33 protein-coding genes are annotated in these 24,982 nt (G+C 44.8%); 9 read left to right on the top strand and 24 right to left on the bottom strand.

Going from position 1 to position 24,982, the window contains the following annotated elements; all coding sequences use genetic code 11:
• Positions 1-18: 18 nt before the first annotated feature.
• From FTT73_RS04160 to FTT73_RS04270, 23 genes are all read right to left on the bottom strand, one after another.
• Positions 19-2,844: a lytic transglycosylase domain-containing protein gene (locus FTT73_RS04160; protein WP_180191052.1), complete on the bottom strand. Its 2,826-nt coding sequence runs from the start codon at positions 2,842-2,844 to the stop codon at positions 19-21.
• Positions 2,844-4,874, bottom strand: a complete 2,031-nt coding sequence (locus tag FTT73_RS04165; protein ID WP_180191053.1) for a methyl-coenzyme M reductase — start codon at positions 4,872-4,874, stop codon at positions 2,844-2,846. The genes FTT73_RS04160 and FTT73_RS04165 overlap by 1 nt, the downstream gene beginning before the upstream one ends.
• Positions 4,874-5,257, bottom strand: coding sequence for a hypothetical protein (locus FTT73_RS04170; RefSeq protein WP_180191054.1), 384 nt, complete (start codon positions 5,255-5,257; stop codon positions 4,874-4,876). Before FTT73_RS04170 ends, FTT73_RS04165 begins: the two co-directional genes overlap by 1 nt.
• Positions 5,258-5,259: 2 nt before the next feature.
• Positions 5,260-5,712, bottom strand: a complete 453-nt coding sequence (locus tag FTT73_RS04175) for a GNAT family N-acetyltransferase (RefSeq protein ID WP_180191055.1) — start codon at positions 5,710-5,712, stop codon at positions 5,260-5,262.
• A 2-nt stretch (positions 5,713-5,714) separates the two neighbouring features.
• The gene (locus tag FTT73_RS04180) at positions 5,715-7,739 is read right to left on the bottom strand and encodes a carbohydrate-binding protein (RefSeq protein ID WP_180191056.1); all 2,025 of its coding nucleotides are present in this window, start codon (positions 7,737-7,739) and stop codon (positions 5,715-5,717) included.
• Entirely contained in the window at positions 7,739-8,302 is a 564-nt protein-coding gene (locus FTT73_RS04185; RefSeq protein ID WP_180191057.1) for a hypothetical protein, read from the bottom strand. The genes FTT73_RS04180 and FTT73_RS04185 overlap by 1 nt, the downstream gene beginning before the upstream one ends.
• 58 nt (positions 8,303-8,360) lie before the next feature.
• Positions 8,361-8,864 (bottom strand): Gp49 family protein, encoded by a 504-nt coding sequence (locus FTT73_RS04190; protein WP_180191058.1) that lies wholly within the window; start codon positions 8,862-8,864, stop codon positions 8,361-8,363.
• A 182-nt stretch (positions 8,865-9,046) separates the two neighbouring features.
• Positions 9,047-9,949 (bottom strand): phage capsid protein, encoded by a 903-nt coding sequence (locus FTT73_RS04195; protein WP_180191059.1) that lies wholly within the window; start codon positions 9,947-9,949, stop codon positions 9,047-9,049.
• 15 nt (positions 9,950-9,964) lie between these two features.
• Positions 9,965-10,606 carry a hypothetical protein gene (locus FTT73_RS04200; RefSeq protein ID WP_180191060.1) on the bottom strand — a complete coding sequence of 214 codons (642 nt, stop codon included), beginning with the start codon at positions 10,604-10,606 and terminating at the stop codon, positions 9,965-9,967.
• Entirely contained in the window at positions 10,599-11,144 is a 546-nt protein-coding gene (locus FTT73_RS04205; protein WP_180191061.1) for a hypothetical protein, read from the bottom strand. Before FTT73_RS04205 ends, FTT73_RS04200 begins: the two co-directional genes overlap by 8 nt.
• On the bottom strand, positions 11,141-12,799 hold the full coding sequence (locus FTT73_RS04210; RefSeq protein WP_180191062.1) for a portal protein: 1,659 nt from the start codon (positions 12,797-12,799) through the stop codon (positions 11,141-11,143). Before FTT73_RS04210 ends, FTT73_RS04205 begins: the two co-directional genes overlap by 4 nt.
• A 3-nt stretch (positions 12,800-12,802) precedes the next feature.
• Positions 12,803-13,015: a hypothetical protein gene (locus FTT73_RS04215; protein ID WP_174893646.1), complete on the bottom strand. Its 213-nt coding sequence runs from the start codon at positions 13,013-13,015 to the stop codon at positions 12,803-12,805.
• A gap of 1 nt (position 13,016) precedes the next feature.
• Positions 13,017-13,247, bottom strand: coding sequence for a hypothetical protein (locus tag FTT73_RS04220; RefSeq protein WP_180191063.1), 231 nt, complete (start codon positions 13,245-13,247; stop codon positions 13,017-13,019).
• A gap of 2 nt (positions 13,248-13,249) precedes the next feature.
• Positions 13,250-13,558: a hypothetical protein gene (locus FTT73_RS04225; protein ID WP_180191064.1), complete on the bottom strand. Its 309-nt coding sequence runs from the start codon at positions 13,556-13,558 to the stop codon at positions 13,250-13,252.
• Positions 13,559-13,817: 259 nt separating this feature from the next.
• On the bottom strand, positions 13,818-14,108 hold the full coding sequence (locus FTT73_RS04230) for a hypothetical protein (RefSeq protein ID WP_180191065.1): 291 nt from the start codon (positions 14,106-14,108) through the stop codon (positions 13,818-13,820).
• The gene (locus tag FTT73_RS04235) at positions 14,105-14,557 is read right to left on the bottom strand and encodes a hypothetical protein (protein WP_257232852.1); all 453 of its coding nucleotides are present in this window, start codon (positions 14,555-14,557) and stop codon (positions 14,105-14,107) included. The genes FTT73_RS04230 and FTT73_RS04235 overlap by 4 nt, the downstream gene beginning before the upstream one ends.
• Before the next feature lie 19 nt (positions 14,558-14,576).
• A complete protein-coding gene (locus FTT73_RS04240; RefSeq protein ID WP_180191066.1) occupies positions 14,577-15,092 on the bottom strand; it encodes a RusA family crossover junction endodeoxyribonuclease in 516 nt (171 codons plus the stop codon).
• A complete protein-coding gene (locus tag FTT73_RS04245; RefSeq protein WP_064096026.1) occupies positions 15,089-15,340 on the bottom strand; it encodes a hypothetical protein in 252 nt (83 codons plus the stop codon). The genes FTT73_RS04240 and FTT73_RS04245 overlap by 4 nt, the downstream gene beginning before the upstream one ends.
• On the bottom strand, positions 15,337-15,942 hold the full coding sequence (locus FTT73_RS04250) for a restriction endonuclease (RefSeq protein ID WP_180191067.1): 606 nt from the start codon (positions 15,940-15,942) through the stop codon (positions 15,337-15,339). The genes FTT73_RS04245 and FTT73_RS04250 overlap by 4 nt, the downstream gene beginning before the upstream one ends.
• Entirely contained in the window at positions 15,939-16,769 is an 831-nt protein-coding gene (locus tag FTT73_RS04255) for a hypothetical protein (RefSeq protein ID WP_257232853.1), read from the bottom strand. Before FTT73_RS04255 ends, FTT73_RS04250 begins: the two co-directional genes overlap by 4 nt.
• A 59-nt stretch (positions 16,770-16,828) precedes the next feature.
• Entirely contained in the window at positions 16,829-17,743 is a 915-nt protein-coding gene (locus FTT73_RS04260; protein ID WP_180191086.1) for a DNA cytosine methyltransferase, read from the bottom strand.
• A gap of 54 nt (positions 17,744-17,797) precedes the next feature.
• Positions 17,798-18,106 (bottom strand): hypothetical protein, encoded by a 309-nt coding sequence (locus FTT73_RS04265; protein ID WP_180191069.1) that lies wholly within the window; start codon positions 18,104-18,106, stop codon positions 17,798-17,800.
• Positions 18,106-18,321 carry a hypothetical protein gene (locus FTT73_RS04270; RefSeq protein ID WP_005251531.1) on the bottom strand — a complete coding sequence of 72 codons (216 nt, stop codon included), beginning with the start codon at positions 18,319-18,321 and terminating at the stop codon, positions 18,106-18,108. Before FTT73_RS04270 ends, FTT73_RS04265 begins: the two co-directional genes overlap by 1 nt.
• A 116-nt stretch (positions 18,322-18,437) precedes the next feature.
• Here FTT73_RS04270 and FTT73_RS04275 point away from each other — a divergent pair, with 116 nt between their 5' ends.
• From FTT73_RS04275 to FTT73_RS16305, 9 genes are all read left to right on the top strand, one after another.
• Complete coding sequence (locus FTT73_RS04275) at positions 18,438-19,163, top strand: S24 family peptidase (protein ID WP_180050310.1); 726 nt, start codon at positions 18,438-18,440, stop codon at positions 19,161-19,163.
• Positions 19,163-19,528 carry a hypothetical protein gene (locus FTT73_RS04280; protein ID WP_180050308.1) on the top strand — a complete coding sequence of 122 codons (366 nt, stop codon included), beginning with the start codon at positions 19,163-19,165 and terminating at the stop codon, positions 19,526-19,528. The genes FTT73_RS04275 and FTT73_RS04280 overlap by 1 nt, the downstream gene beginning before the upstream one ends.
• Before the next feature lie 189 nt (positions 19,529-19,717).
• Complete coding sequence (locus FTT73_RS04285) at positions 19,718-19,960, top strand: hypothetical protein (RefSeq protein ID WP_180191070.1); 243 nt, start codon at positions 19,718-19,720, stop codon at positions 19,958-19,960.
• Positions 19,957-20,775, top strand: coding sequence for a PD-(D/E)XK nuclease family protein (locus FTT73_RS04290; RefSeq protein ID WP_180191071.1), 819 nt, complete (start codon positions 19,957-19,959; stop codon positions 20,773-20,775). The genes FTT73_RS04285 and FTT73_RS04290 overlap by 4 nt, the downstream gene beginning before the upstream one ends.
• Before the next feature lie 30 nt (positions 20,776-20,805).
• A complete protein-coding gene (locus FTT73_RS04295; RefSeq protein ID WP_180191072.1) occupies positions 20,806-22,338 on the top strand; it encodes a recombinase RecT in 1,533 nt (510 codons plus the stop codon).
• Between the two features lie 45 nt (positions 22,339-22,383).
• On the top strand, positions 22,384-22,608 hold the full coding sequence (locus FTT73_RS04300; protein ID WP_180191073.1) for a hypothetical protein: 225 nt from the start codon (positions 22,384-22,386) through the stop codon (positions 22,606-22,608).
• Positions 22,608-22,922: a hypothetical protein gene (locus FTT73_RS04305; RefSeq protein WP_174894519.1), complete on the top strand. Its 315-nt coding sequence runs from the start codon at positions 22,608-22,610 to the stop codon at positions 22,920-22,922. Before FTT73_RS04300 ends, FTT73_RS04305 begins: the two co-directional genes overlap by 1 nt.
• 9 nt (positions 22,923-22,931) lie before the next feature.
• The gene (locus FTT73_RS04310) at positions 22,932-23,225 is read left to right on the top strand and encodes a hypothetical protein (protein ID WP_180191074.1); all 294 of its coding nucleotides are present in this window, start codon (positions 22,932-22,934) and stop codon (positions 23,223-23,225) included.
• Between the two features lie 120 nt (positions 23,226-23,345).
• The gene (locus tag FTT73_RS16305; protein WP_005251506.1) at positions 23,346-23,567 is read left to right on the top strand and encodes a hypothetical protein; all 222 of its coding nucleotides are present in this window, start codon (positions 23,346-23,348) and stop codon (positions 23,565-23,567) included.
• On the opposite strand, the gene FTT73_RS04315 is transcribed toward FTT73_RS16305, so the two are convergent.
• Positions 23,477-24,778 carry an integrase family protein gene (locus tag FTT73_RS04315; RefSeq protein ID WP_174894521.1) on the bottom strand — a complete coding sequence of 434 codons (1,302 nt, stop codon included), beginning with the start codon at positions 24,776-24,778 and terminating at the stop codon, positions 23,477-23,479. The two genes, FTT73_RS16305 and FTT73_RS04315, sit on opposite strands and share 91 nt — an antisense overlap.
• Positions 24,779-24,982: the final 204 nt, after the last annotated feature.

Below are 24,982 nucleotides of genomic sequence, written 5' to 3' on the forward strand. Positions count from 1 at the left end.
GCCTAATCATTAAACGATTTATTCCCCAAACTGTAAAGCACAACTAATGGCAGTTTGTGCGGCCAAAGTATCTTCTTGTGCCTGACGCGCTTCAGCTTCCATTTCATCCAGTCGTTCACGCAAGGTCATTGTGATTTCTTCCATCTCACCATCCGGTCGCATACGACTGACAGAAATTTGCTGATCCGGATTCTGCATGATGATATCTAAAGCCGCTGACTCTTCTGGTCCATCACCAAACAACGAACCTTGTCGCGGATCGCCCATCCCCTCGATCCGATCAATCTCACTTTGAATATTGTCTGAAATGGCCTTAGCACTGCGCTTATTGGTATCAAATACGTTTAAAAACTGCTTTGCACCATCACTTAAACCGTCCTCGAGGAGCTGACCTTGATTTAAATAATCTGGTACGGTCTGGCCATTGGCTTTCAGATCACTGAGCTTTTGCGCTGCCTGTGCCAGATCCTTGGCCAAAGTATTTTGATGACGACCACCCTGCTTCACTAAGCTATCAAGCTGTGCCAATTGTGGTGCAGCGCGTAACAAGGCATTCAATACTGTCTTGCTGTCATCATCCAGATTCTCAGCCATGCGGCCAATCAAGGACGAATCATCATAAGCACGTTGCATGATTGCAGATTCAATACGGCGTTTCCCTTCCTGGCTTAAACGTCCGTCACCGGTAATCACTGTACCCTGTTCTGACTTTGGCAATGACCCCACAAAACCGCGTACAAAGTCCATAGAGCCATCTAAATTAATTGAGCCATCATTGTTAATCTTTAGCAAGGAAGCATCAGGCAGACGATCTGAGTCACTCACAGCACGTTCTGTAGCGGAGTACTGCGCAACGTCCGATTCATTGGCCAGTTTTGCGAATTGCGTACGGTCGGTATCGGTTAAACGTGTCCGGACTAAAACAGGATTATTGATACCAGCAATATCGATACCACGTTCAGCCGCGTACTGTTCCAGAAAGGCCCGATATTCTTCAGCACGGCCCGATTCATAAGCCTTTGCAATGGCCAGTGTACGTCCGTTACCAGACTCGACCACATTGTCCATGCCGATGATCGGAGCACCATCAGACAGCTTTGGAGATTCGCCAAGCAACTCAGGTCGCAGATCCTCTGCCATGCGTTCAATCTGTTGACGTGATGCTTCACGGGTACGGTCACGCGGTTGTAGTTCCGATGGATAAAGCGGATTTACCCCATAAGCCAGATCGTTTGATGCGATTAGTTCATCCAGTGATTTGACCTCATAAGCCATGTCATAGCTTGAACCATCCATGCCGATTGCAGTACTGGTGCCATTGCCACCATATCGAGCGCTTAAACCATTCCACTTGTTACGCCATTTGCCAATCGCTTGGCCGACGGTCATACCATCCATGGCATTATTTTTCACAATAGCATCGGCATTTTTTGGATCGTATTTACGAACCACATCGATCAAAGGAGTATTAGGATCTGCCTTTAATACTGCAGACGCTCCACCTGGTCCAAGTAAATGCCCTAAATAATGTTCATGCGGTTGCAGCTCACGGCCAATACTTTTCTTGATATGGCTTTCTGCCTGCTTCATGTGCTTGAAACCGATGCGGATCTGTTCGTCAATATTCGCCCGATCACCACCGCCTAAGTTCTTCCAGGACTTATCCAGTACCTGAAATAAACCGTGTGCAGTAGATGTTGGGTTTTTGGCTGTATGGCTAAATGAGCCGCCAGTTTCAATATGGGCAATCGTTAAAGCTACATTTGGAGGAATCCCGGCCTGTTGTGCTTTGCGTGCAATCGTTTTGGCATTGGTTGGTAAAGCCATGGTGTCGTAATTAACAGGCTTCTGCTTATCCTCACCATTAACTGGATGCACCACATTCACCGGTCGACCCATACGGATTGCTTCAGTTGCGGCATCCATATTTTTATAATGGTTATTGGCTTGAACTGGATTGGCCGGATTCACTGGTGCCAGTGTATTTTCAAACTCCAATTCATTTAAAACCAGTGCTGCCTGCTGCTGTTCTGGTGTGACATCGGGATTATTAAAATACTTGCCTGCACCACGTGCTGCACCAAAAAACAGGGTATTTAATAGAACATCGGTGGTGACTGATTCGGCTGTGACTTCGTATTTTTTGGCCTGTTTGTCGTAGCCTTCCGATTCTAGGATTGCACCTGATACAGCTTGGCCACCAATGGATAGACCAGATGCGCCACCAACGGAAAGCAGACCATCTTTAATCACTCCACCTGTGCCTTTAAAACCATAAGACATAGGCAAAGCCGTTGATACTGCAGCCACAGCACCATCAGTCAAAGCGACTTTTAAAGCGGTTTCTTCGTCCACACCTTCCCGGGTTAAATCACCATAGACATAGTGAGTTTCAGATCCACCGGTAACAGCTGCCGCACCGGCAATACCACCAACAGCGCTACCGACCACCGCACGTGTTGCATAGTCGCCCAGACTGAATGCGATATTGCCGACTGTGCCGGTATTCTCTTTGTCTTGCAGATAATCAATCGACTCGTATACCAGATCATCACGCGTCTTTTGCTTGCGTTCCTTGTAGGCAGAATACGGCTCGCTAAATTCTTCTTTGCCAACATCATCAAGGGAATATGAAACACGATCTACAACAGCATCAACTGGCGCGGCAATCGCATCACCGACTTTGGCAAAGCCAGCTGCCGCACCACGAAACGGTGCAGCCACCTTAAACAATGCGCCAGATTCTGCTTTCTGCTCAAGCGGCTTAAACGCCACGCCTGGTGTATTCAGCTGATCGACCTGCTTTTGGTCATCAGTGGAGTATTCAGATAGCCAGTTACTCATTACTTGGTTGCTCCCTGCATATTGATCCGCCACATCACGCCACCCACTTGCAAGGGTGCACCACGTTCATTGATCAAGTCATATTGGATCTCGCCTTTTTTAGATCGCTTGTCAGATCGGCGTAGGCGTAAATCTTCCAGTTCGGCTGTGCTGATACCAGTAGCCTGAGAAATCGCGGCATAGCCTTTGCTGACTTCACTTTCAAAGCGGTCATCATCCATGCCATAGGGCTTAGATACCTTCCATGTCTTTTGATTACCGTACTTCATGCCTTGTTCATATACGCCACCAGTAGCCATGCTTAATGCAGTTTTGACCAGATCCTTGCTCATATCGTCTTTGTCTTTGTGCTGGTAGCCATTACGCTCAGATAAATGTGCATAGATTGATTTAAACGCCGAAAAATTCATGTTTGCTGTAGCACCAGAAACAGAATTACCCACGTAATTATTAAATTCTTCTTTGAGTAGTTCATCTGTAGGCATAACCAAAGCTTTGTTTTTTAGTGCCTGAGTACCAGAAATGATTGCAGCCGCTACATCCTCGCCATCACGTGAGCGATAGTTATTGGCACGTGCTACACCAGCCATTAAATAAGATAGATCGCCACCCCCTAGCTGCCCCATGGTTGCAGACCAGATCTTACTGCCATTCGGTACGCCTTTTGATTGGTTGATCAGCTCTCCAATAAAATCCAGTTTGTCATTCACAGACTTCGCTTCAAACGCCTGTTTGGCTTCTGGCAGGTCTTCTACAGCAATTGGTTTCACCACAATGTTTGGATCTTTAAGTGCCAATTGACTCACGCCGTTATCAATCGCCTTTGCAGCAAATGATTTAGGGCTGCCTTTCAACTCACCAGCATTCAGGCTATGTATTTCTAAACCTGCTTCACGTACCGCCTGATTGGGATTATTTTTTAATGTTTCTGTCTTTTCCTTATGGATCGACTCATACACGCCTAAAATCTTTTCCTCATTCACAGCATCAGTGGTCTTGCTATTCTTGGCACGCACCTTCTGTTCATTGATACGCTTTAGCTGCTCAGATGTAGACAGGTTAGAAAACTGCTGAAAATTATTGGACTGTGATTTGTAGAAGTTATATTCGGCTTCATGTTCAGTACCGACCACTGCACCGCCTACACTTGCCAGATAATCATCATCCAAAGCACGACCAGTCAGCACCTGAGATTTAAAATCATTCAGAACTTTGCCGGCTAATTGCAGACGCTTATTTTCTTCAACTTCAACCTGTTTATTGATTGCATCGATCCGGCTGAGTGCCTGGGCTTTCTTTTGCTGTAGCGTTGGGCCATCGGTATAACCAAAACCACCGTTATCCATTTCGGTAATGAGCTGCTGCAGGCTGGCTGTATCCTTGTTTTCAATGGCACTGGTGATACGTCCGTCAATATCTTGCAGATCACGTGCGCCTTGGTATTTATAAATCAGCGCCTGTTTTTGTGCTTCTGGGATATTTAAGCTTTGAATATTGGATTTGACGTATTCCGCACCGGCTTCACGATCCATACGTGTGCCGATCTCAAGATAACGATCAGCCAATACCTCGCCTTTCTTGGAGTCTGCGCTTAATTGCAATGGCAGGAATGCAGTGGCATTACGGCTCACATTGCTGGACCAGTGCTGACTTAATGCCTGATGTGCATGCCCGGGCAGCTCACCTTCCATATCTTTGAAACGCTTTTCAGACCATTGCTGTAATGTTTTATTGGCTACATCAGCATTCATTGCGCCGTTGGCCACATCGTTTTTAAGCAATGTAACCTGCTCTGATAGTTCGGTCGTCAGTACATCATCTAGCTTAACTTTGGCTTCTTTCTCTGCCAGATCATTATGATAAAGCTCTGCACGTTTGGCAGATACATCGGCTTCATCGGATTTTCGTCTGCGTTCATCAATAATGCCGTCAATTGTCTTACCAATACTTCCGAGTCCGGTCATTGGTGTGTGCTGCTGCATAACTGGCCGAGATGTATTCCGACCTTGAGATTTTGGAATTAACGCCATTATTTCCATCCTCCTGTTGATGCTGCACCCATAAAGTCAGAGGCGGCTTGCATCGCATAATTATTACGTTGCATTTTGCCCTGCATGCGAACCTGTTTAGCCTGATAACCTGCATCCGAAATATTGAGTGATGCGTTATAGGCTGCATCAGAAATATGCTCATCCTGAAGCATTGCTGCTGCACCTACATCAACATTCACCCCATTTTCCGCAGCCTGTGCACGCGCCGTTGAAGCATTGCTCTTGCCTTGCCGCTTCATTTTTTCAGCTTCTGCACGTGCGACTGAATTAACTGTCTTAGCATTACCTTTTGATATAGCATCCGCCATTTGAGCATTTGCCATGTTTTGAACGCCTTGCATGATTCCGCCTGGATTGCACATGATTAGACCTCCATTTCCAGAACATAGCCGACCAACTCAAAGCCTAGAGATTTATACAGCTTCACAGTACGTTCAGCATAAATGCCGGTGATGGTACCGACTTGAATACGGTCTGCTTTGTTCATCTCTGCCCATACTTTGAATGTTTCAATCAGATCACTGGCTGCACCTGATTTACGATATTCAGGCAGGACATAAAGCCCCTGCTCATAAGCAAGTTTCTGGCCTGTTCGCCAATCAATATCAATCGCACCGATCAATGTACCTACCGGATTCGAGTACTCGTCTATCACGATCAAGATGGACTCAAGCTCATTAATCAAATGCGTAAATACATTTCTAGCGCGCTTCTCATCAAAGCCCTGCTTTTTAAACCGTGGTGATTCATTGGTCAGACGCTTGCCCCAGTCAACAAGCGTGTCTAAATCTTCTAGTGTTGCTGCACGTACAAGCATCTTTATCTCTCATTCATTGATACCAACATAGCTACACTTTGGACGTGGAAAGGCAGCGGTTTGTTGTGTGTTATTTTTAATTCCATTTCGTGCAAGGTCGACCAGCCATTCATGCTGACACTGACTGGCCCCGTATAGGTCAGGTTCTGGAATGCAGACTGGTTAAATGACTTATGCTCAAGTTCGTACTGATTGCAGTAGCCACCAATTGAATTACGCACATACAAAACCGTTTCATGCGCCTGAATCTTATGAAGCATTGCAGTACTTGGCACCTGGCTGTGATCCGGTGGTAAAAACTCAACTTCCATATTGAACGACTGACCGGCAAACCACGTGCCGGATGTTGGTTGGTTATCATCATAGAAATAACCGTCTGCATTCTGGAATCGATACTGTGTGCTGTTATGCAGGTTTCTATTTGCCAATGCGCCGTTATGTGCGATCTCACAATCCATGAATGATGTTTCGTCCAGCTGCTCAAGCACCACAGATGCTTTACGCTGAATCAGCATGAAACACAGGTCATTGCCGGCAGCTTGAGGTAATGCACAGATTGAGCGTACAGATCCACCAAAGTCATGCTGTGCCCAGGCATTCATCTCCTGATCACGGTTTAAAGTAATACTGGCCACCTTGCCATCATTGAGCACCATCCAGACCAGGCTATACGGCGTTTGCTGATAGGTCAGTTCTTTGATACCACCGTGATCTTCTGCAATGTGTGGTGCAATGGCTGACAGCTCCGGACTGACCAGACCGTCTACTTCATAACGATAAGACAAGGCACGTAGACGATTACCACCACGCTGGACAAATAGCAGCTCATTACCCACCAGACACGGACGAACATTAGATTGTGCGCCGTAAGTTGTATGCTGTTCGATCTGTGCAGATGCTGGTGTAAATGCACCGGTTGAACTGATCAGAAACTCAGATCCACCAGTAAGCGCCACCACACCACCACGCTGTGCCAGATGCAGAATGTTGTCTGCCTGTGCAGAAGATGAAGCCATGGAAAATGCGCTGGCATCGTCCGTTGCTTCCAAGAAATCACCATCATTCCCGATTGCACTAACCCATAACTGGTTCGGGTTGTTCTTTGTGTTGGCAAAGACCAGGCGCTGTTTGAAGAATGTCACCGTGGATGGGTAGCCAGTCGCTGCTGTAAACGCTGCAGTATTTAAGGTCCATGATTTGGCAATGGCCTGAACGTCTGCATTGAGTTTGACTAGCACCTCACCTGAAACCACTGTACCCGATGTGATCGTAGTAATACGGACTTGGCCACCGTTGATATTTACGATTGCGCCAATGTGAGAAACATTAAAAACTGGAATGTCATACCAAGCGACTTCCTGCCACTTATCATTCAGATCCGTCGGCTCGGATGCAGAGTTATCTGATACCGCTTCCCATGTTTTAAGCAGGTGAATAACACGCTCACCAATGATGTAGTTTTCAGTATTTTTCCAGTTTGGATATGATGAAGCGGTCAATGTGATGGTTTTGCCAACATCTGTGCCATTTGGCTTTAATGCCACGTTAGGCGTAGTGTTAATTTCATCCACCGGTGCGGTGACAAAAGTGAATTGATCAAAATCCCAATTATCAAAGTCTTTACTACAGACCAGACGATGCACCGGATGATCACCCTGAACAAAGAACATGCGATAGCGTGAGTGTGCCACTTGGATCTGTGCAACTTTGGCCGCTGTGTTATACGGCGTACTTCCTGTATGGACTATGGATTGCGTTAAAGGGTCATACACCTGCAGTGTATTAATACCCAAGATCAATAGAAATGGATTGTCTGAGTTCGGTACAAAAGGGATCAGACGCAATGCACCAGCGAAAATACCGCGAAACTTAGTACCTGGTCGTTTCTTTGCTCCACCCTCGACCAATGGAATTGCATTCAATAGTTTTTTAGCGCCGTTGGCATATTGCTGCACATCAGTTCGAGTATGCAGTAACGGTGACAGCTCACCACTGGACAGGTTATTTTTGAGTAGCCATTGCTTCATTAGTAGCGACTCCCGATATAGCGTGATTCCTCATACACGATGTCTTCAGAAGGTCGTTCTTGCGCATTGATCGTACGTGCACGCTTGATTAGATCGCGGTACTGCGCTTCTGCTGATTGTCCTGCTGCATCGCTACCAGTATTCGGTTTGCATAGCTTGGCGGCCATTTTAAGTGACATGGCTTCCACCAGCATTGAATCCCAAGAATCTTCGTTATCGTTGTCAAAAATATATTCAAGGTTGATCTGCTGCTGATTGGCCAGAATGTAGCGATTCTCGACCTCATATTTTTCTGTATTGGCGCTTACAAGCCGGATGAAGTCACGCGGCAAAGGAAAGGCGTTGCTATAGCCAAAGGCCGGATAAGTTGTCACCGGTGCAAGAATGGTACGTTTCTTTGCACACGACCACGGATGATCACGCAGGATGGATTTACGCACCTGGTCATAGATATTCCGGCAGCGTTCAGCACGTGCCGTGTTCTCATCGAATGATGCAATGTTGCTATCCCCGATCAGGCTTAAAGCATGGTTGACGATGGATGTTCTGGTTGTAATAGACATAAAAAAGCCCTCAAGTTTTAATGATCTTGAAGGCTTTTAAATTGTAGTTTGTTGGGTGTTAGCCACGGAACAGGCGATAGCCCTCAAGCTCCCAGAGTTTATTTTCTGCAATGGCCATGACATCTTCTCTTGAATACTCAATGCCAAGTTCTTTGCTAAAATTTTCCGGATTTACTGCTTTTGACATTGCTGTTGCTAGATGAAAAGAGCCATCAAGCCAAGCATCCGCACGAACGTATTTAGTTGGCGTCTCACCAAAAGTGAAATGCAATTGCACACGGGTCAATAATTCCTTAATTCGTTCCGGTGTGACTTTAGGCTGCGGCTTAAATTTTCGATCAAATTCATCTTTAGGCAACCATAGAACAAAACCATTAAGTTGTTCAGTATTCTTTTTGCCTGCCCGGTCTTCAATCAAATAACCTTGATCCTCACCATTTTCACCTTCTGGCAGTTGCCAACCGCGATAATCGTTATATTCCTGACGAGTCATAGTTGCTGCGTGCACCAGGCTTGTACCAGCGAATGCAACCATGGTTAAGGCTAGTAATTTTTTACTCATATTCTTATTCCACTTCTTTCAAACAATTGCGGCACTCTGGCTTGGCATCAGATCCAATCTCAGTCGCACCATGAAAACCAAAAAGACACATCAGAAATTGAATCATTCTAATTCCCTCGAATTCGTGCCAATTAAAAAAGACCCGACACCCCATGCCCAAGATGTCGAGCCAAAACCCCTACTTAACGAAGGAAGTCGATAGCAATAACTGCTTCTTCCAGTGAACGTGCTGCACCGTATGAAGCGATACCGCCGATCTGCTTGGTATTGGATTTATCCGCTCGAACAGCAATGTCAAAGTTAGAAATCATGTTTCGACCGAAATGAACTGAACGTGATGCAGAAAAGAATGTACGTCCTTCAGTTACACCACCTGCGCCGTCTGGTAGCTCTTCATAAGGCAACCAGATAAAGCCAGCCCATTTTTTAGCCACATCACCATCTTGAATCGATTGAATAGTGTCACGATCCCATTTGGTCAGCTCATCATCAGTCAGAATCTGTTCAAGGATTTCTGAGTTATAGATGGCATACATCGGGCCACGCTTGTCCATTTTGGTTTTACGCATGGTTGCACGTGCTTTCACAATCTTGGCTTTATTCATTGGTGATGCATTCGCCAGAATGATTTGTGAACTAGGCAACGGCGTAGCGGTATAGTCCTCACCATCAGCTGTTTTACGCTGTACTGAAGCACCTAGTGCTTTAATAATCGTGGTGTCACGTTCGTCATACTCAGCACCTAAACATAACTGCATATATTCAGATGTTGGATTTGCTGAAAGCTTCGCTTCATCACGTGGATCAACTGGCACGAACAAGCCGAAATCTTTCATTACAGCAAGACGTGTACCGGCTTCTGGTACCGACCAATCTGTATCCTGGAAACGATCAGTCATTTCTTTCATTTTAAGAGTGCCCAAGTCATTCACTGTGAATGATGAGCCACCGATATTGCCGCGATCCACGGTCAAGACTTGTAGTGCTGAAGCTGTAGTCTTGGCCTTAGTTTCAAATGCGGCATGGAACTCACGCTTAAATGCAGCGGTGATCATTCCATTATTTGTTGCGAAGTCTTGAGACATCTTTAACCCCTTAAATTATTCTGGGAACTGCTTTTGGAAATGCTGGCTTACACGCGCTGCAACTGACTTATGATCAGGATGATTAGCATTGCTGTATGCTTCCGATAACATCAATTGTTCAATAGACTCGCTACCGCTTTGCTGTGTGTTCTGTGGTGGTGAATCTTCTTGAATGTGCTTACCAATAGCGGCTGCCAGCTTTAACGCACCGATTGGTGAGTCCAGATCCGAAGCCTGAAAACCTAGTGCTTCAATGGCTTGCTTGGCCAAGTTCACATTCACCCCAAAGTCATTACCCCATTCTTCCTGCAGTGCTTCCATTTGAACGGATTGGTGTTGTTCATAGGCTTTAACGACTGCTTCGACTTGCTTATTGGTCATGCCTTCAGCATGGAATGATTGCAGTACTTCAGTGTTATCCGCTTTAAAAGCATCAAAATCGAAGCCCTCAATTTCAACGGCATAAGCATCGGCAGACTCTGGTACCGCCGTAGCTGGATCTGTTTCAGTTGTTTGCGTTTCTTGCTCACCAGGAGCCTGCTGTGTTGTATCAGCACCTGGCACCGGCTGCGTTTCTGTTGCTGCAGGTGGTGTTGTAGTCTGAGTTTGTTCAGTTGTTTGAACGTCTGGTGTGTTTGCTGCTTGTTGTTCATCCATTGTTTTGCTCCATGTGTGCAAGTTCTAATTGCTCGTTATAACGAGGATCGTTTGCTGTGTTGATTCGATTAAGAATGAAGTCCACGACTTCCGCACGGCCAAGACGGCGGCAGGTTTCGCGTTCATCATCGGTAAATGGATTGCGCTTAAAACGCGCCGTAAGTTCTTCTAAAATTCGTTGGCCGTTCGGCTCAATATCAAAGTGAATCTGGTAGGTTTGCGCCGTTGGCTTTCGATGTGAGCGCCATTTGACGTGGTGGCCAAAACCTAATTCGCCCTCTTGCTCCTGGACCAGTTCTTTAAATTCCTGATCAGGCTGAGCCTTAAGGTCGGCAATGTCCTGCTTCAATGCAAAAACTTGTCCTTGCAGTATTTCTGCACGTTCCCATTCATGGTGCTTTTCATTGCGCAAGTTGCTGGATATTGCTCTTTCCTCAAACAGCTCATTGCTTAAGGCTTTGACCTTGTTTTCAGCCGCATAAAACGAAGCACAAGCAATCAGCGCAAGAATAGCCATCACCGCAAAACCTAAAATCATTGCATCACCTCACTGACCATTTGTGCTTCCAGACCTTTACCCATGCCTTGAGTAATGGCACCTGTCATCTGTTGTGCCATGGCCGCTTCTTGTTCCTGTGCAGCTGCCTGCTGTTGTGCCTGTGCTTTCTGTTCACGGTATGCCTGAAGTTCATCTGTAGTACGCATGATTGAAGTTGGTGCACCTAGACCAGCCGCCAGTACTTGTGGAACTGCATCAAGATTGATGTTGTCCAGTGCATCCGGTGCGACTTCAATAATTGATCCAAGTGAAGCCATAAGACGTTCAATACTGGCCACTTCCTCAAGCTTCTGAGCACGTGCCAGTGGTGAAATAAACTTGAATGAAAGATTGCGGCCTTGTAGATCTTCTGGTGCTTCGCCTAATGCTTCTGCCCGATATGCCAAACCAAAAGCACGATCAAGGATAGGGACAAGTAACTCAGCCTGTGCACGGCCATATAAGGGACCAAGCTGCTGCCGGATCATATCGACACGTGCATAAATCTCTGCTGCCGTTGGTGGCGTGTTGTAATGCTGAGACATACCATCGGCCATAAGCTTTCTGCGTATGCTGGATTGAAGACGATCTAACAGCGGATCTGCGACCTGAAAGCCCCGACCACTATCCAGACGCTTCATTGAATCCACGTTTCCTGCAGGAACGATCTTGCCGCCACCGATACGTACAGTACGTGGGTTTAAAATCCCGTCATCCTCAGCAATCCAGAAACCAAGCACATCAATCTCAGCACTGCGTAAGGTGTCACGCATCAAAGCATTGGCTGATTTAGCATCTGGTAACGCCGTAGACATGATGCCAATCCCGTACACGCTACCCGGGATCTTTCTAAAACGTGGTACCGCACATGGGAATTCGTTATAGCCAGATTCTTTCAGGATGTTTTTTCCATCTACCTCCACATGATATGAAGCGAACGGCATGTTCTTTGGCAGCAATACACGGTTGGTCATTGATGCTTTGACCTTGCGTGGTTCAATCACATGCACAATCTTGAAACGGTCATCTGGACGGCTCTGGTAAGCGTTACGTACTGCATCACTTACTTTGTTTTCGCCGAACTCTGTCACCAGCTGTGCAGCAGTTTTGGTGTACTCGCGGTAAATCGTATCTACTTGCCCGTCTGGACGCGTGGAAGCAATAAAGCATTCACCAATTGGCCAGCACTGGTATGTGAAGCCACCGCCTTTTTCACGGTCAATGTCTTGATAAACCACGCCCCAACCAGCAACGGCGAAATCAATGATCATGTCGTAGATTTCACTGTCAAAGTTTGCGCCGTGGATATTGCGAAATAAGAATTGTGCGACCTGTTCAAGCCAGTGTTCCCCTGGTGTGAGTTCAGCTTGATCATCCATGCCATCAGGCACAGCTTTAAACCAGATCGCGTTTGCAGGTGTGGTACCTGCAATCAGGTTAGATACAAAGATCAGGATTGATTCGGCAGCAGTAGAATCCAGCAAATCAGCACGCTGTTTCTCTCTGGTGCCTTCGGTACCTGAACTACCACTAAAACACTGCTGGCGCTCAGGTGCTCCGTACTTGTAGCATTCAGTCCAGTGCGCTTCATATTTGGCACGTTCTGCCCGAAGCTCACCTAACCGTTTGCAAATTTGACTTGCTCGATCACTCATGCCTTATCCGCCTAGTGTTGATTTTTTATTGCTATCACCAGCACTCAGAACTTCCGATGCGCGACGCTTTTTCATGGCAGCCTGTGCATTGTCCTGTTTCGATTGCTTGGCCTCTGGTGAGTTTTCAGCAGCCTGGTCTTTGGAGTAGTTCTGAAGGTTTTTACCAAAGTCCTTGATGCTACCGCCAAATAAGCCTCTTAACTTTCCACCACACATATCAGCCTCCTAAGGTATTTTTCTTCTCGTCCTGAGAAGATGATGAAAGCACCTCAGATGCCTTACGCTTTTTACGTGTGGCAATCTCTGCATTTTCTGCTGTCTGTGCCTCTGCTCGGGCTTTGGCTTCTGCTGCCTGAGCGTCATAGCCTTTAGATGCTGCTTTGGTATCAGTCAGGCCAATGGCATCCGTTACAGTGCTAATGGCCTTGCCTACGAATCCACCACACATAATTAGATATCCTTAAGTTCTAGACCGTTTTTACCTTGGGACCAGCGCTGTTTTTTCTTCACTTCAATGCCACCCGACTTTAATAACTGGTCGAGTTTCTTTTCGATGCGTGCTTGGTTTACAAGGATCTGATCAATACGTGGATCTTCGACAGGTTCAACTAGTGCACCTAGTGAACTGGTTTCATCAGTAGACTGGTCTTGTGATTCAGCATCCTGACCTGTGATGTGTTCCAGTGCTGCATCGGCCTGTTCTGCTGTAGTTGGTGCTTTCTCTGGTGCACCTGGTGTATTTACTTTGCGAGCTGCCATAAAAAAACCCTATCGTTGGTTGATAGGGTTACTGTGCCGATGTTTGCAGGAAAGTTTGCTGTGTTTCCTGGATACTAGTCAAACCTTTCATTCTCTCAATACATTCGTTCGGTTTTACTGTGCAAGTTATCTAAACTTATTAAAAAAATTACTATTCTTCGGCCCGACATACTGAATCCAGCCCCATACATCACGCCAGTAAAACCAATCGCCGTTGGATTCCTTCCACGGCGTGCCGTCATTCTCTATGTGGGTGTAGTCAGGTGGCATGGTCACCTTCCAGCGCAGCACTGATTAATCCTGCCATTTCTGCCGATTCTTCATAACTCCCAGTGTAATATTCATTCATGATTGCTTTTACAGCATCAAGACGTTTCTGCAGCTGTACACACTCCCCCTCAAGGTTTAGGTTTGTTTCTTGCAGTTCATCAATACGCATTTTCATAGACTCCTGACCACCCTCATAAGCGATACGGCAGCAATTGGCATGACGCAGAGCATTAAAGCCTTGCTCGCCCATCCATTGGTTAAAGCTTTTATAATTCTTCACAACCCTAACTCCCGATCCAATTCATCAATAACCTGATCACACAGGCCGCCGTCATCAAAAATATCCATCTGGCCAATCTTGTACTTGTATGTCATCCATTCACCTTCCAGTGGGTAGCGCACAATGCCCGTCTCTGTTTGCCATAGCAAAATGAATGCATGGCCGTTGTCATAGTTTGGAACGCCACCACGCGCCCATTCTGAAACTGTAGAAGCACCAGACACCGGCAGAACGTCTGCAATCTTTTCGTGTGTCCAGCCGCATTTGCCTAAGTCCAGAATCATGCGATTGAAGTCCGGACGCTTGTAATTCCGTAGTTTTAACTTGAACTCTTTGACCTTCTTTTTGGTATGCAGATTGATAAAACGCGCGCGCGCGCGAGGGTCGTTCGTATATACCCCCTCTCCACACTCACCGCCTGTTAGTTGCAGCCCCATAGAACTTCCCATAGCAACCCCTATACTCACTTTAAATTTCCATCACTTTTATTTTGAGTAATCCGCCTTTAACCACATTGCCCCGGCGTACTATCAGCTCATCAAACTGTTCGTCATCTACGCAAAATTCACACTTCACCAGGCTATCAATCGTTGCTTTCAAGTAATTATCGATATCCCGTCTTAATCGATTCGGAAAATGAAACGTCACCTCCAGTTTTAACCGTGCTGCTGTTCTGGTTGGCGGTACCAACATGCTGACCAGATCGTGAAAATCTCTTGCCTCATCACTCAACTTGAAACCGCGTCCAGATTTCTTCCAGTAGTGGTTTACCGATGGAGGAATAGCCGGCAAATTAAAATCTAAAATAACTTTTTCTCCCCCTGCGCTATTTCGCCCTAGTTTCGCGTCTACGGCGTTTTGTTCTGCTTCATGTGTCTTTGCTTCAATTTTGTTTTTAAATTGCACTGACGCGCATTCCTTGCGCAAATTATGCTTATTCAAATGAACTTCTAACTGCTTTTCGCTCCAACGGGTTCCAGTCATGTACCAGCCTCAAATAATTGTTTAGCTTTTTCGGTTGGCAGGAAGCCTTGTGGGTATTTTTTATCGCCTGTGATGTATCCAAGCCTCTCAAGTGATGCCAGATACTTCTGCACAGTTCTTTTGCTTACGTCTGAAACCACATCATCCAGAACATCCTGCACATAGGTTTTCTTTCTCCGGAACGTGATGAACAAAACGATTTCAATCGTGAGTTCAAACATGTGGCCGTGTGATTGACTGATACTCACGCTGCACCCCCTGCACGATTAAAAACACCTTTCACTTTTGCCGCCAATTCAGGTGGACATGGCACGCCTTTACGATTCTTCTCATTATGCTCAATCGCTACTGGCTTCATCGGTGGTACGTACATCACTTGAACACGTCCGGCCTTTTTAGCTTTGTCCAGGTAATCGCTGTAAATATCTCTGAATGCAAAGTGAGCTGCTTTCTGGCCTTCGGTTTTGAGTATGTGGCGTACTTCATCCAGTGCACGTTTGGCCAATGTCGTGATCTTATTGGTCGGATCTGCTTCAAAATTTAAAGCTTTGGCCCATGCTTGTTCAGCTGTCCACCAGTCGCCGTCATGCACACACCAAGAACGAAACTCTGGAAGTGATGGACACCATTTTTCAGAATTCATACGCTCTAAACCACGGCGTAACTCTGCAGGTTTCAAACCGTTCAAAACCGTGCAAACAGTGAATTGCAGCTCTGCTGGATTGATATATCCGTATTTTTTATCGAACATTTCACCGTACAGCACTTGCATCCGACCTAAGACCTGGTCTGCAATCTCAGCTGGGAAATCAACAACGAATGCGTCCTGGAATAATTGAATATTGCTCATGATTCACCTCGTGGAATTACACCTTGGCCATAGCGATGGCGTTTTGGTTGTTCAGCCTTAGGTTGTTTTGACTCTGCCTTCGGTTTTGCCGGCTGGTAATTGCGTAACCAGTTCAACCAGGTGGTCATCCACTTTTGAGAAATGCGTTCAGGTTGGCCAACTGACCATTGCGCCAGCTCTTTGAGTTGTTCAAGTACGATGTCTTGTGACAGCTTTGAAAAGCTCACAGCTGCTTGAGCCATGAAATCTTTTTTGATTGGGTAGATCCCAGATAGATCTTTCAGCGTGTACAGCTTTGGATCGTCAGAGTGGTAGTCAATAAAATTCAAAGCACCACGATCCTGAGGAACAAATTCAGACGGCGCTTTATAATTATTATTTTCTAAAGGATCTATAGGAGTATCTATTGTGTGTTCCCCTAGTGAACTAGTTACTAGTGTCGTAGGTGAACTAGTTTGGTTCACTAATGAAACCGGTGTCGTAGGTGAACTAGTTCCCTTAGTGAACCGATCTTTGATAGAAATCTCATTAATTCGATAAGACTTCATGCCTTGTTTTCCGCTAGCAACAACACTAATAACGCCGTATTTAATAAGTTCCTTTAAGCCAGCAGATACAGTTTTACGGCCCAATTGACGTGCACCTGGTAGATCACTGCCCTGAAGTTGTGAATAGCTGACAAAATCAGACTCCTTGTTATGTCCGTTAATGCGGTTTTCCAGCTCCGCATAGACGTTACGTGCAGCATCACTAATGAATGGCCACACTTCTTTTCGATACAAGCGGCTAGACATCACATAGCCTTGATCAAACTTATCGCTATACATGTTTTTCCCAGCCCCTTGCTTCAGTGTCGGCTTAGGGAAGTCGATTACTTTTGCAGCATTCATACTTCACCGCCTAAGATCTCAAATGCGTTTTTAGCCACGATTGAAACTTGTCCATTTCCAATGGCTTTAAGTCGGTCCACCCGATGGGCCACCCCATCAGCCACTCGACCCAATCGGGGTTCAACCGACCACCATTGCCCCCCTCTGGGGCTACCGCAGTGTTCAGTCGCACCTGCCTGCCCTTGGTTTGTCTTTCTTCCAGTGATTCGTTGCTCCACTTGTTTGCATCTGAAGCAGTTGGGGTTGGAAAGTTCATTACAGCTCCCGCAAGACCGTTGCGAGGATGAGGGCTGACTTCCCCCCGCTTGTTCCAGTCCGATGCTTTCGGTGTTGGCCACATATTGACGACTGTTTCCAGTCCTGGTGATTTGCGCAGGAAATCGCTTGGTGAAGTCCTCGATCGAGAATCCGTAGCTTTTGGCGTGGGCAACAATCCAGATTCGGTCACGCTGATGGGGCGCTCCAAAGTTAGATGCTGAAAAACGTGCCCATTGTGCGTCATACCCCATTTCGGCAAGGTCACTGATGACTCGGGCAAGTCCTCTGGAAACAAGCATTGGTGAGTTTTCCACGAACACGTATTGCGGTCGTACTTCACCGATAATTCGTGCCATTTCTGCCCAAAGCCCAGAACGCTCCCCATTGATCCCTGCACCTTTACCTGCTGAACTGATGTCCTGGCATGGAAATCCGCCAGATATAACGTCAATAATTCCTCTCCATGGTTTTCCGTCAAAAGTTGTAATGTCAGACCAAATTGGGAAAGGCGCGAGAATTCCATCATTTTGTCGTTGCGCCAAAACTTGTGCTGCGTAGGCATCACGTTCAACTGCGCAGACTGTGTTCCACCCCAAGAGATGCGATCCGAGTATTCCGCCACCAGCGCCTGCGAAAAGAGCCAACTCATTCACTTCCCCTTTGATAGATTCTTTATTTCGTGTTAAATTCAACATTGGTTACATGCCTCATTTACTTTCTGAGTGAATGGCAAAGAAGCTCATCTGGTCGTACAGATGGGCTTTTTTTGTGCCGGTAGGTTTCATCAATGGTTCGGGTGTTAATTCAAAAATAGGCGTGTCTACGGTATCTGTGGTCAGACGCATAAGAGATGCGAGATTATTTAAACGTTCCCGAATTTCAGAAATATTTGATATGCCCAAACTTCTAATGTGTTCAGACAAAGTTTTGTTTTCAGACTTCGCAATAGCTTCTAAATCACGTTTTTCTTCATACGTGCATTTGAACGTGATGCTTTCAGTTAATTTTTCTGACATTAAGCAACCCCTTCGTTTTCTGGGTTTACTTTCTCTTTGTGTAGTCTCTTTAAACCGTCAGCGATTTCATAAGAAAGCCTTTTACCTTTCTTTCCAGCCTTTAGGTCGCTTATGTAGTTTTGTGAGCAAGGAACACTCTCTGCAATTTGTTGCTGAGTCATATTCCCCTTCTCTTTGTCCTGAAGGTCTTTAATTAACTGACTCCAATTAGTCATTTCATCATTCCCGTAATAGCTATTGGGATAATTTATCTTGATTGCGATATTTAAGCAACCGCCATAGCGATATAAATTTACATCACAATAGCGATATCAACTTTGGAGCAATAATCATGAGTGTAGGAAATCGAATTAGAACACTAAGAAGATCTCTAAGCATGTCTCAGCCTGAACTAGCTAAAAAAGCAAAAGTTGGCCAATCAACTATTTCCGATTTAGAGAATGATAAAAAAAGTACATCAGCTATAAATATGGAAGCTATTGCTCAGGCACTAGGTACTTCAAGTAGTTATTTATTGACAGGTAAACAGGAATCTGTAAATAACAAAGAGCATACCAACGGCACAATTGATCAAATAATTGAACATGTTAATAATAATGATGAGATTATTTATCAAATAAATAATCTAGTGAAAATTAGGTATTATCCGAATCTTTCTATTTCCTGTGGATCTGGATCATTTGGGGAGGTTCTTGAACAAGAGCATGAGGAAATCACTATAAATAGTAAATCTCTAAACGATAGGCACATTCATCAAGCAAACTGTGTGGCATTTCCTGCGAGTGGTGATTCAATGCTACCAACTATTAAAGACAGGGATACTGTTTACGTTGATTTAGAGCGTACAACTATAAAAGATGGCAAAGTATTTGCTATTTGCCATGGTGGACTTTTTAAATTTAAGCGACTTTACAATCTCCCTCTCGGTGGTGTGCGAATTGTTTCCGATAATACTGTGGAATTTCCAGAAGAAAGATTAACCGCTCAGGAAATAATTGATCAACAATTTCAAATTATTGGCTGGGCTTGGTCTTGGCAATCCATGGAGAACTGGTGATGAACAAAAAGAAATTATTAAGACTATCAGTAGCTTCTTTACTTGTACTCTTTCTTTCAGCTTGCGTAACAGTTGCTAAGTTTGAAAAAAGAATGGATGAAAAAAAGGGCTTAAACAAAGCCCAATTGATTGAGGAAATGGGAATTCCGGACAGAGAATATAAAATAAGTAACTTTGAAATCCTTGAATACAACCAAAGCCAAACCGTATTCAATTCCAAGTCTGATACGTCTGTAGTCAATGGTTATTTAATCAATACGCAAACCTCAGTTCCTCAGAACATGTGGTGCAGACTAGAATTTAAGTTGGTTGAGGGAATAGTGGAGAGCTATAGATACAAAGGAGATATGTGTAAGTCACGTTAATTACCTTCTGCCCCCAAAGCCACCTTCAGGTGGTTTTTTATTGCCATAAAAATAATTAGATCTTTTTAGCGATAAAATATCGCAATAGCTATTGACTATATTTATCGTTAATGCGATATTTATATCGTGCCCAATAAAAAGCCCGCAGGGACTGGAAATCTAGCGGGCTTGCAAATATGCGAGATAAGTATGAAACAAAATCCTATTCAAAGCAACCTGCCAGAGTTCGGCCAATCAAGCCAAACGTCTGAGCGTTTGTACCAGCACCCAGAATCTAAGTCTGTAGCGAAAGAAGTCGCTTCTAATGTCGCTGCTTGGATGCTCCTGTTTTCAATCTTCTTTGGTCTGTCAGTCATGATTTTGCATGCAGCGGAAAAGCAGTCTGCGTATCAGGCGGAAGCGATTGCGAAGTCTGTAGGGGGTGCGAAGTGAATGCCTACGTCAATCCTACCCGGATTATCCCGATCCGCGCTTCATCGTTAGGTGATCTGTTTGATTGCCCTGCACGCTGGGAAGCAAAGAATCTTTTAAATAAACGTAATCCAGCTGGTGCACGCACTCGCTTGGGTACTGCAATTCACGAAGCTGTAACCCAATGGGATCACCTGAACTTAATCGGTGAAGAAGTTAGCCTGGAAGAATGCGAAGAAATTTTGCATCACCAGATCTGGCAGCCGAATGAGGAAGTTGATTGGTCTGATCTGAATCAAAATGACGCTGAATCAATTGGTCAATCATTGATGCACAAGTACATCACTCACATTGCACCTACTCAGAACTTCATCGGTGTGGAAGTGCGTTGTGAATCATTAATCCTTGCAGATCTAGGCATTGAACTTACTGGCACCATCGACCGCATTTATGAAAATGAAGATGGTGAATTAGGTATCTCTGATATCAAAACCGGTAAGGCTGCTGTAAGCAGTGACGGCGTAGTGAAGACCGTTGGCCATGCGCCGCAAATGGGAATTTATACCGTACTTGCTGCACATGCTCTACAGGAACCGGTAACAGCCCCTGCCCGTATTTATGGCCTGACCACTGGCAAAACAGATAAAGGTCAGCACGTGGGTATCGGTGAAATTGAATCACCTGCAGAAGTACTGCTGGGTACTGAAGAAGATCCAGGACTACTGCACCACGCGGCCAAAATTATTAAACACGGTACGTTTTACGGCAACTCTAAATCAATGCTCTGCAATGAAAAGTTCTGCCCTGCGTACGCTACCTGCAAATTTCGTAAGTAATTAATTTTTTAAAAAATAAGGAATACCACAATGACTTCTCAAGTAATGACAACTGAACAACTTCGTACTTCTCGCCAAGCTGCTCATGCTGCACCTAAACCGGTTGAAGTGGGCCTTACTTCACTTGAAGGCTTTGAATTAGCACAGCGTATTGCCAAGATGCTTGCAGCCTCAACCATGGTGCCGGAAGTTTACCGCGACACACTAAAAGTCAAAGATGGTAAAGATCAGAACGGCAACTGGTTATATCGTTCAGAACCAAATCCAAACGGCTTGGCCAACTGTGTGATTGCACTCAATATGGCCAATCGTATGGGTGCAGATCCGCTAATGATTATGCAAAACCTTTACATTGTTGAAGGTCGTCCAGCCTGGTCATCTCAGTTTGTTATTGGTGCTATTAATACCTCTGGCAAATATTCACCGCTTCGCTTTGCAATGGAAGATCGTGGTGAAATTGAAGTGACCTATACCACCAAAGAATGGAAGTGGAATCCTCAACAACGTAAGAGCTTGCCAGAAGAAAAAACACATACAGTTAAATTGCGCAACATCGTATGTAAAGCCTGGGCAATTGAAGCCGGTACAGGTGAGCGTCTTGAATCTGCCGAAATCTCTATGGAAATGGCTGTTAAAGAAGGCTGGTACCAGAAGAATGGATCTAAATGGCAAACCATGCCTGAGCAGATGCTTCGCTATCGTGCTGCATCATTCTTTGGCCGGATCTATGCACCAGAAGTGTTGATGGGTATCCGTACACAGGAAGAAGAACTTGAATCAATCATTGATGTAACGCCTGAGCCAGTGAATACAGCACCGCAAACTTTGGACAGCATTAAGCAGAATGTTGTGAAAGAAGTTGCTGCAGAAGAAAAGCCAAAGCGTGCGACTAAATCCAAAGACGTGAAGCTTATAGAAAAATTCACTGAGAGCTTAAAAACGTGCACTAAAGATTCGGAATTTGCTGATCTACGTATTCAGGTTATTAATGAAGATGGTCTGAATATCGACCAACAAGAAGACCTGATGAGACAGATTAATGCTCGAGCTCAAGAATGTTCGGTTTCAGAATCCAAGTCATCAAATGATGCAGATAGCGGCATAAGCGTTGATGAATTGAAGCGCCTGCAACAAGAAGCTGAAGCACTGGTACAGCAAAAGAAACAGCCGGCACCTGCTGAATTGCGCAGAGCTTACGCCAAAGCATTAAACCAAGCCAAGTCACTAGCTGAAGTCTTGGATATCGAAGAACAGATCGAAAATGACAGTGCCTTAAATCAAGGTGATGCAAAGTATCTAGCAGACAACATTGAGGAAGTACGCGCCAAGTTTGAGGCATCACAAGCGCCAGCTGTAGATCCTCTCAAAAGTGGGTCAGTTAAAAGCGGTCTTATCCTACTGATCTCTGATGCCAAGAACGGTGAGGATCTTCGACAAGTCGCCCAGCAAATGAATGCAGCGAAGCCGAACTTGACCAGTGAGCATCAACAGGAATTACTGCAAGCCTACCAGCAAAAAAAGAAATTGATCGAAGATCAGATGGATATGTTCCCAAATAAATAATACGGATCTGGCCACACCTTCGGGTGTGGTCTACAGGAATAAATTATGAAAGTTATCCCATTAAATTTATTGAATCCGTTTAAAAACTGGCTGGTTAGAAATGGATACCGTGGCGTTAGCAAAGGCGACCATCTAACAGCCTGGAAGCCGAAGCACAAACAGATTGAGATCATCGGACTGCAAATGAATAAACCTTGTCAGCCGGTATTTAAAATGTTCTTAGGCCAGTACCTGGAACACGGAAAAGAATTTTTAGAGGAATTGGCGTGATGGGAAATAAATACAGCGACTTAAGCAAAATAATTAGTGAAGCAGTAAGTCTAGGTCGTGAGGCTGCAAAAACTGTTGATGATGGTGGCACTGCCAACAATGACCGAATTTGTATCAGTGGCCTGAAAGGTGTTCGTGAAAGCACGTTAAATAATGCTGGTATCAACTGCTATAAGCATTGGAGTTTCCCAGGAACATTTATTTTAAGCAGTTCATTTGGTCAAGGTAATAAAAATTGCAAAGGCTTATCAGTTGCATTAGACCACATGAAAAATAATGGTGTTGATTGCTATATGCACTGGCAGATGGATTAAGGTGGCGTGATGGAACTTAAAGAAGTTATTACCAAGGCATTACATGCGAACTTTGCGGAGTGGACAGAAGATCAGGCGGAAGCAGTTTTGAAGGCAATTAATGAAGCTGGGTTTATTTTGATTAAGTCTGAAAATATTAGAAACCTAAAACAGCGTCTTGAAAATCAATATGACACCGTTAATGACGCAATGCATCAGGAAGGTTATGACGATAAAAGCTTTGGCCAGTTGATGGCTCTAGACTTTGTTGAAGAAGTAATTAACGAAATGATCGAAGCACAGGAAAAAGCCAATGAACTTTGATCATGCTCAATTCCTCTGGTGTACCAACTGGTGCAAAGAACAAGGTTTAAGCCCATACGATGCAGCGAATTGGGCAGCTGCTAAAGCGGAATATTTGAAGGTTTCAAAGGAGGTGTCTTGATGGTTTTATATATCTCAACGCCTGAGTTACTGAAGCGTTATGGGGTAACAAAAGGCACTTTGATCAACTGGCGCAATAAAAAGGATTTTCCTGAACCAGTGATCAAAGCACATGGGCGCTCAAGCAGCCGTTACGGGATCAAAGCCGTGGATGCTTGGGAAAGAGACAACGGATTGCTTGAATCACTTGAAATACAGCCTTTGATATCAAAGCGCTCGTAATTGTCTAATATGGCGCAGAGCTTGAAGAACCACTTTTCATACGCCTGCGCCTGATCATCTAAATACTCATGTAAATCATAAGTTCCCCACACTGCAGGTAAACCATGGCCAAGCATAATTTCACAGATATGCGGTGGTGCCAGTTCGGATATATGCGTTCTCATTGTTCTGCGTAAATCATGTGTGGTCCAGTGCTGGATCTCCACACCAAAACGTTTACGCACATTCTCATTCACATATACAGGGATAGTGGTCTGAAAGCTTTTGGCCAGCATGGTATAGGCTTTGCCTTTTAAGTTCGGGAAAGCATATTCACAGCTATCTGGTGATAGTGAAAACACATACTTAATGAATGGCACAATTTGCGGAATGATGGGCCGAATAATCGGCTTATGGGTACGATCCCCCATTTTGTGGTTCTCTGGTGGTACGTGCCAGATCATTTCCTGAAAATCAAAGTCAGACTTCTTGGCCAGCCTTAATTCTGATACACGACAACCGAAGAACAGCAGCATGATGATAATAGCTTTGTTTTTTGGTGATATGGCATTGGATCTCAGTGAAGCATGCACCACCCAGAATATTTCCTGTTCTGAAAGATAACGCGACCGTTTCACTTTCTTCACGTTTAGATCTGCTGCTCTTAAATGCTGAATCGGCTGATGCTGTAATTTTCCGTGAATGCATCCCCAGCGCATGATCATTCTTAAATTGCCCAGTACTTTAATCGATACGGTTTTAGCATCTGCAGCAATATCAAAAAGCAATTGTGACCATTCTTGCAGCGATACATCATCACAGATCCGTCTACCTATACGCGGATAAACGTGCAACTCAAAGGCCCGATAATCATCCTTATATGAGACTTTATGAATGGCCACCGTATTAAACCAAAGATCGCAAATGTCTTTGACTGTGAGCTGTTTCAGATAGTCGCTTTCCCCTTTCAGTTTAAGCTGCATCGGATCCTTGCCCTGGTCGAGTTCAGCTTTATATTTATGCACCTGTACCCGGGCATCTTTCAAACTGAGTAAAGGATAGGTCCCTAAGTCCAGTCTTTTGGCCTTGCCGCCAAAACGATAGCGATATTGAAAGACGATCTTGCCTTTAGGTGTAATTCGAACTGACAGGCCATCCCGATCCGTCACCACCTCAACTTTTTCACGCGGTTTCCCATTGTTGGATTTGAGCCAACTATCACTTAAAGCCATTTAAATTTTCCAGTCCAAATGTTCTATACTCTGTACATATTCAGGCAGAGCGAAATTATGTACACACATATGTACATATTTTTTCTTGAAAGGTAAATGACTTTGTTGAACTTTGAAATTATTTGATTGTCGTTAATAAACGCGAAAGTTGAGTAATTCTATTGAATCTAAAGCTTTTCTATATGCTTTGTTGAACTTTGAAAA

Source organism: Acinetobacter sp. YH01006 (assembly GCF_013420445.1).
GTDB lineage: Bacteria > Pseudomonadota > Gammaproteobacteria > Pseudomonadales > Moraxellaceae > Acinetobacter > Acinetobacter pseudolwoffii.

Bases quoted from the DNA above. Each gene is read 5' to 3' on its own strand.
- FTT73_RS04160 (WP_180191052.1), bottom strand. From the start codon at position 2,844: ATGAGTAACTGGCTATCTGAATACTCCACTGATGACCAAAAGCAGGTC.
- FTT73_RS04165 (WP_180191053.1), bottom strand. From the start codon at position 4,874: ATGGCGTTAATTCCAAAATCTCAAGGTCGGAATACATCTCGGCCAGTT.
- FTT73_RS04170 (WP_180191054.1), bottom strand. From the start codon at position 5,257: ATGTGCAATCCAGGCGGAATCATGCAAGGCGTTCAAAACATGGCAAAT.
- FTT73_RS04175 (WP_180191055.1), bottom strand. From the start codon at position 5,712: ATGCTTGTACGTGCAGCAACACTAGAAGATTTAGACACGCTTGTTGAC.
- FTT73_RS04180 (WP_180191056.1), bottom strand. From the start codon at position 7,739: ATGAAGCAATGGCTACTCAAAAATAACCTGTCCAGTGGTGAGCTGTCA.
- FTT73_RS04185 (WP_180191057.1), bottom strand. From the start codon at position 8,302: ATGTCTATTACAACCAGAACATCCATCGTCAACCATGCTTTAAGCCTG.
- FTT73_RS04190 (WP_180191058.1), bottom strand. From the start codon at position 8,864: ATGAGTAAAAAATTACTAGCCTTAACCATGGTTGCATTCGCTGGTACA.
- FTT73_RS04195 (WP_180191059.1), bottom strand. From the start codon at position 9,949: ATGTCTCAAGACTTCGCAACAAATAATGGAATGATCACCGCTGCATTT.
- FTT73_RS04200 (WP_180191060.1), bottom strand. From the start codon at position 10,606: ATGGATGAACAACAAGCAGCAAACACACCAGACGTTCAAACAACTGAA.
- FTT73_RS04205 (WP_180191061.1), bottom strand. From the start codon at position 11,144: ATGATTTTAGGTTTTGCGGTGATGGCTATTCTTGCGCTGATTGCTTGT.
- FTT73_RS04210 (WP_180191062.1), bottom strand. From the start codon at position 12,799: ATGAGTGATCGAGCAAGTCAAATTTGCAAACGGTTAGGTGAGCTTCGG.
- FTT73_RS04215 (WP_174893646.1), bottom strand. From the start codon at position 13,015: ATGTGTGGTGGAAAGTTAAGAGGCTTATTTGGCGGTAGCATCAAGGAC.
- FTT73_RS04220 (WP_180191063.1), bottom strand. From the start codon at position 13,247: ATGTGTGGTGGATTCGTAGGCAAGGCCATTAGCACTGTAACGGATGCC.
- FTT73_RS04225 (WP_180191064.1), bottom strand. From the start codon at position 13,558: ATGGCAGCTCGCAAAGTAAATACACCAGGTGCACCAGAGAAAGCACCA.
- FTT73_RS04235 (WP_257232852.1), bottom strand. From the start codon at position 14,557: ATGGGAAGTTCTATGGGGCTGCAACTAACAGGCGGTGAGTGTGGAGAG.
- FTT73_RS04240 (WP_180191066.1), bottom strand. From the start codon at position 15,092: ATGACTGGAACCCGTTGGAGCGAAAAGCAGTTAGAAGTTCATTTGAAT.
- FTT73_RS04250 (WP_180191067.1), bottom strand. From the start codon at position 15,942: ATGAGCAATATTCAATTATTCCAGGACGCATTCGTTGTTGATTTCCCA.
- FTT73_RS04255 (WP_257232853.1), bottom strand. From the start codon at position 16,769: ATGTATAGCGATAAGTTTGATCAAGGCTATGTGATGTCTAGCCGCTTG.
- FTT73_RS04265 (WP_180191069.1), bottom strand. From the start codon at position 18,106: ATGTCAGAAAAATTAACTGAAAGCATCACGTTCAAATGCACGTATGAA.
- FTT73_RS04270 (WP_005251531.1), bottom strand. From the start codon at position 18,321: ATGACTAATTGGAGTCAGTTAATTAAAGACCTTCAGGACAAAGAGAAG.
- FTT73_RS04275 (WP_180050310.1), top strand. From the start codon at position 18,438: ATGAGTGTAGGAAATCGAATTAGAACACTAAGAAGATCTCTAAGCATG.
- FTT73_RS04280 (WP_180050308.1), top strand. From the start codon at position 19,163: ATGAACAAAAAGAAATTATTAAGACTATCAGTAGCTTCTTTACTTGTA.
- FTT73_RS04285 (WP_180191070.1), top strand. From the start codon at position 19,718: ATGAAACAAAATCCTATTCAAAGCAACCTGCCAGAGTTCGGCCAATCA.
- FTT73_RS04295 (WP_180191072.1), top strand. From the start codon at position 20,806: ATGACTTCTCAAGTAATGACAACTGAACAACTTCGTACTTCTCGCCAA.
- FTT73_RS04300 (WP_180191073.1), top strand. From the start codon at position 22,384: ATGAAAGTTATCCCATTAAATTTATTGAATCCGTTTAAAAACTGGCTG.
- FTT73_RS04305 (WP_174894519.1), top strand. From the start codon at position 22,608: ATGGGAAATAAATACAGCGACTTAAGCAAAATAATTAGTGAAGCAGTA.
- FTT73_RS04310 (WP_180191074.1), top strand. From the start codon at position 22,932: ATGGAACTTAAAGAAGTTATTACCAAGGCATTACATGCGAACTTTGCG.
- FTT73_RS16305 (WP_005251506.1), top strand. From the start codon at position 23,346: ATGGTTTTATATATCTCAACGCCTGAGTTACTGAAGCGTTATGGGGTA.
- FTT73_RS04315 (WP_174894521.1), bottom strand. From the start codon at position 24,778: ATGGCTTTAAGTGATAGTTGGCTCAAATCCAACAATGGGAAACCGCGT.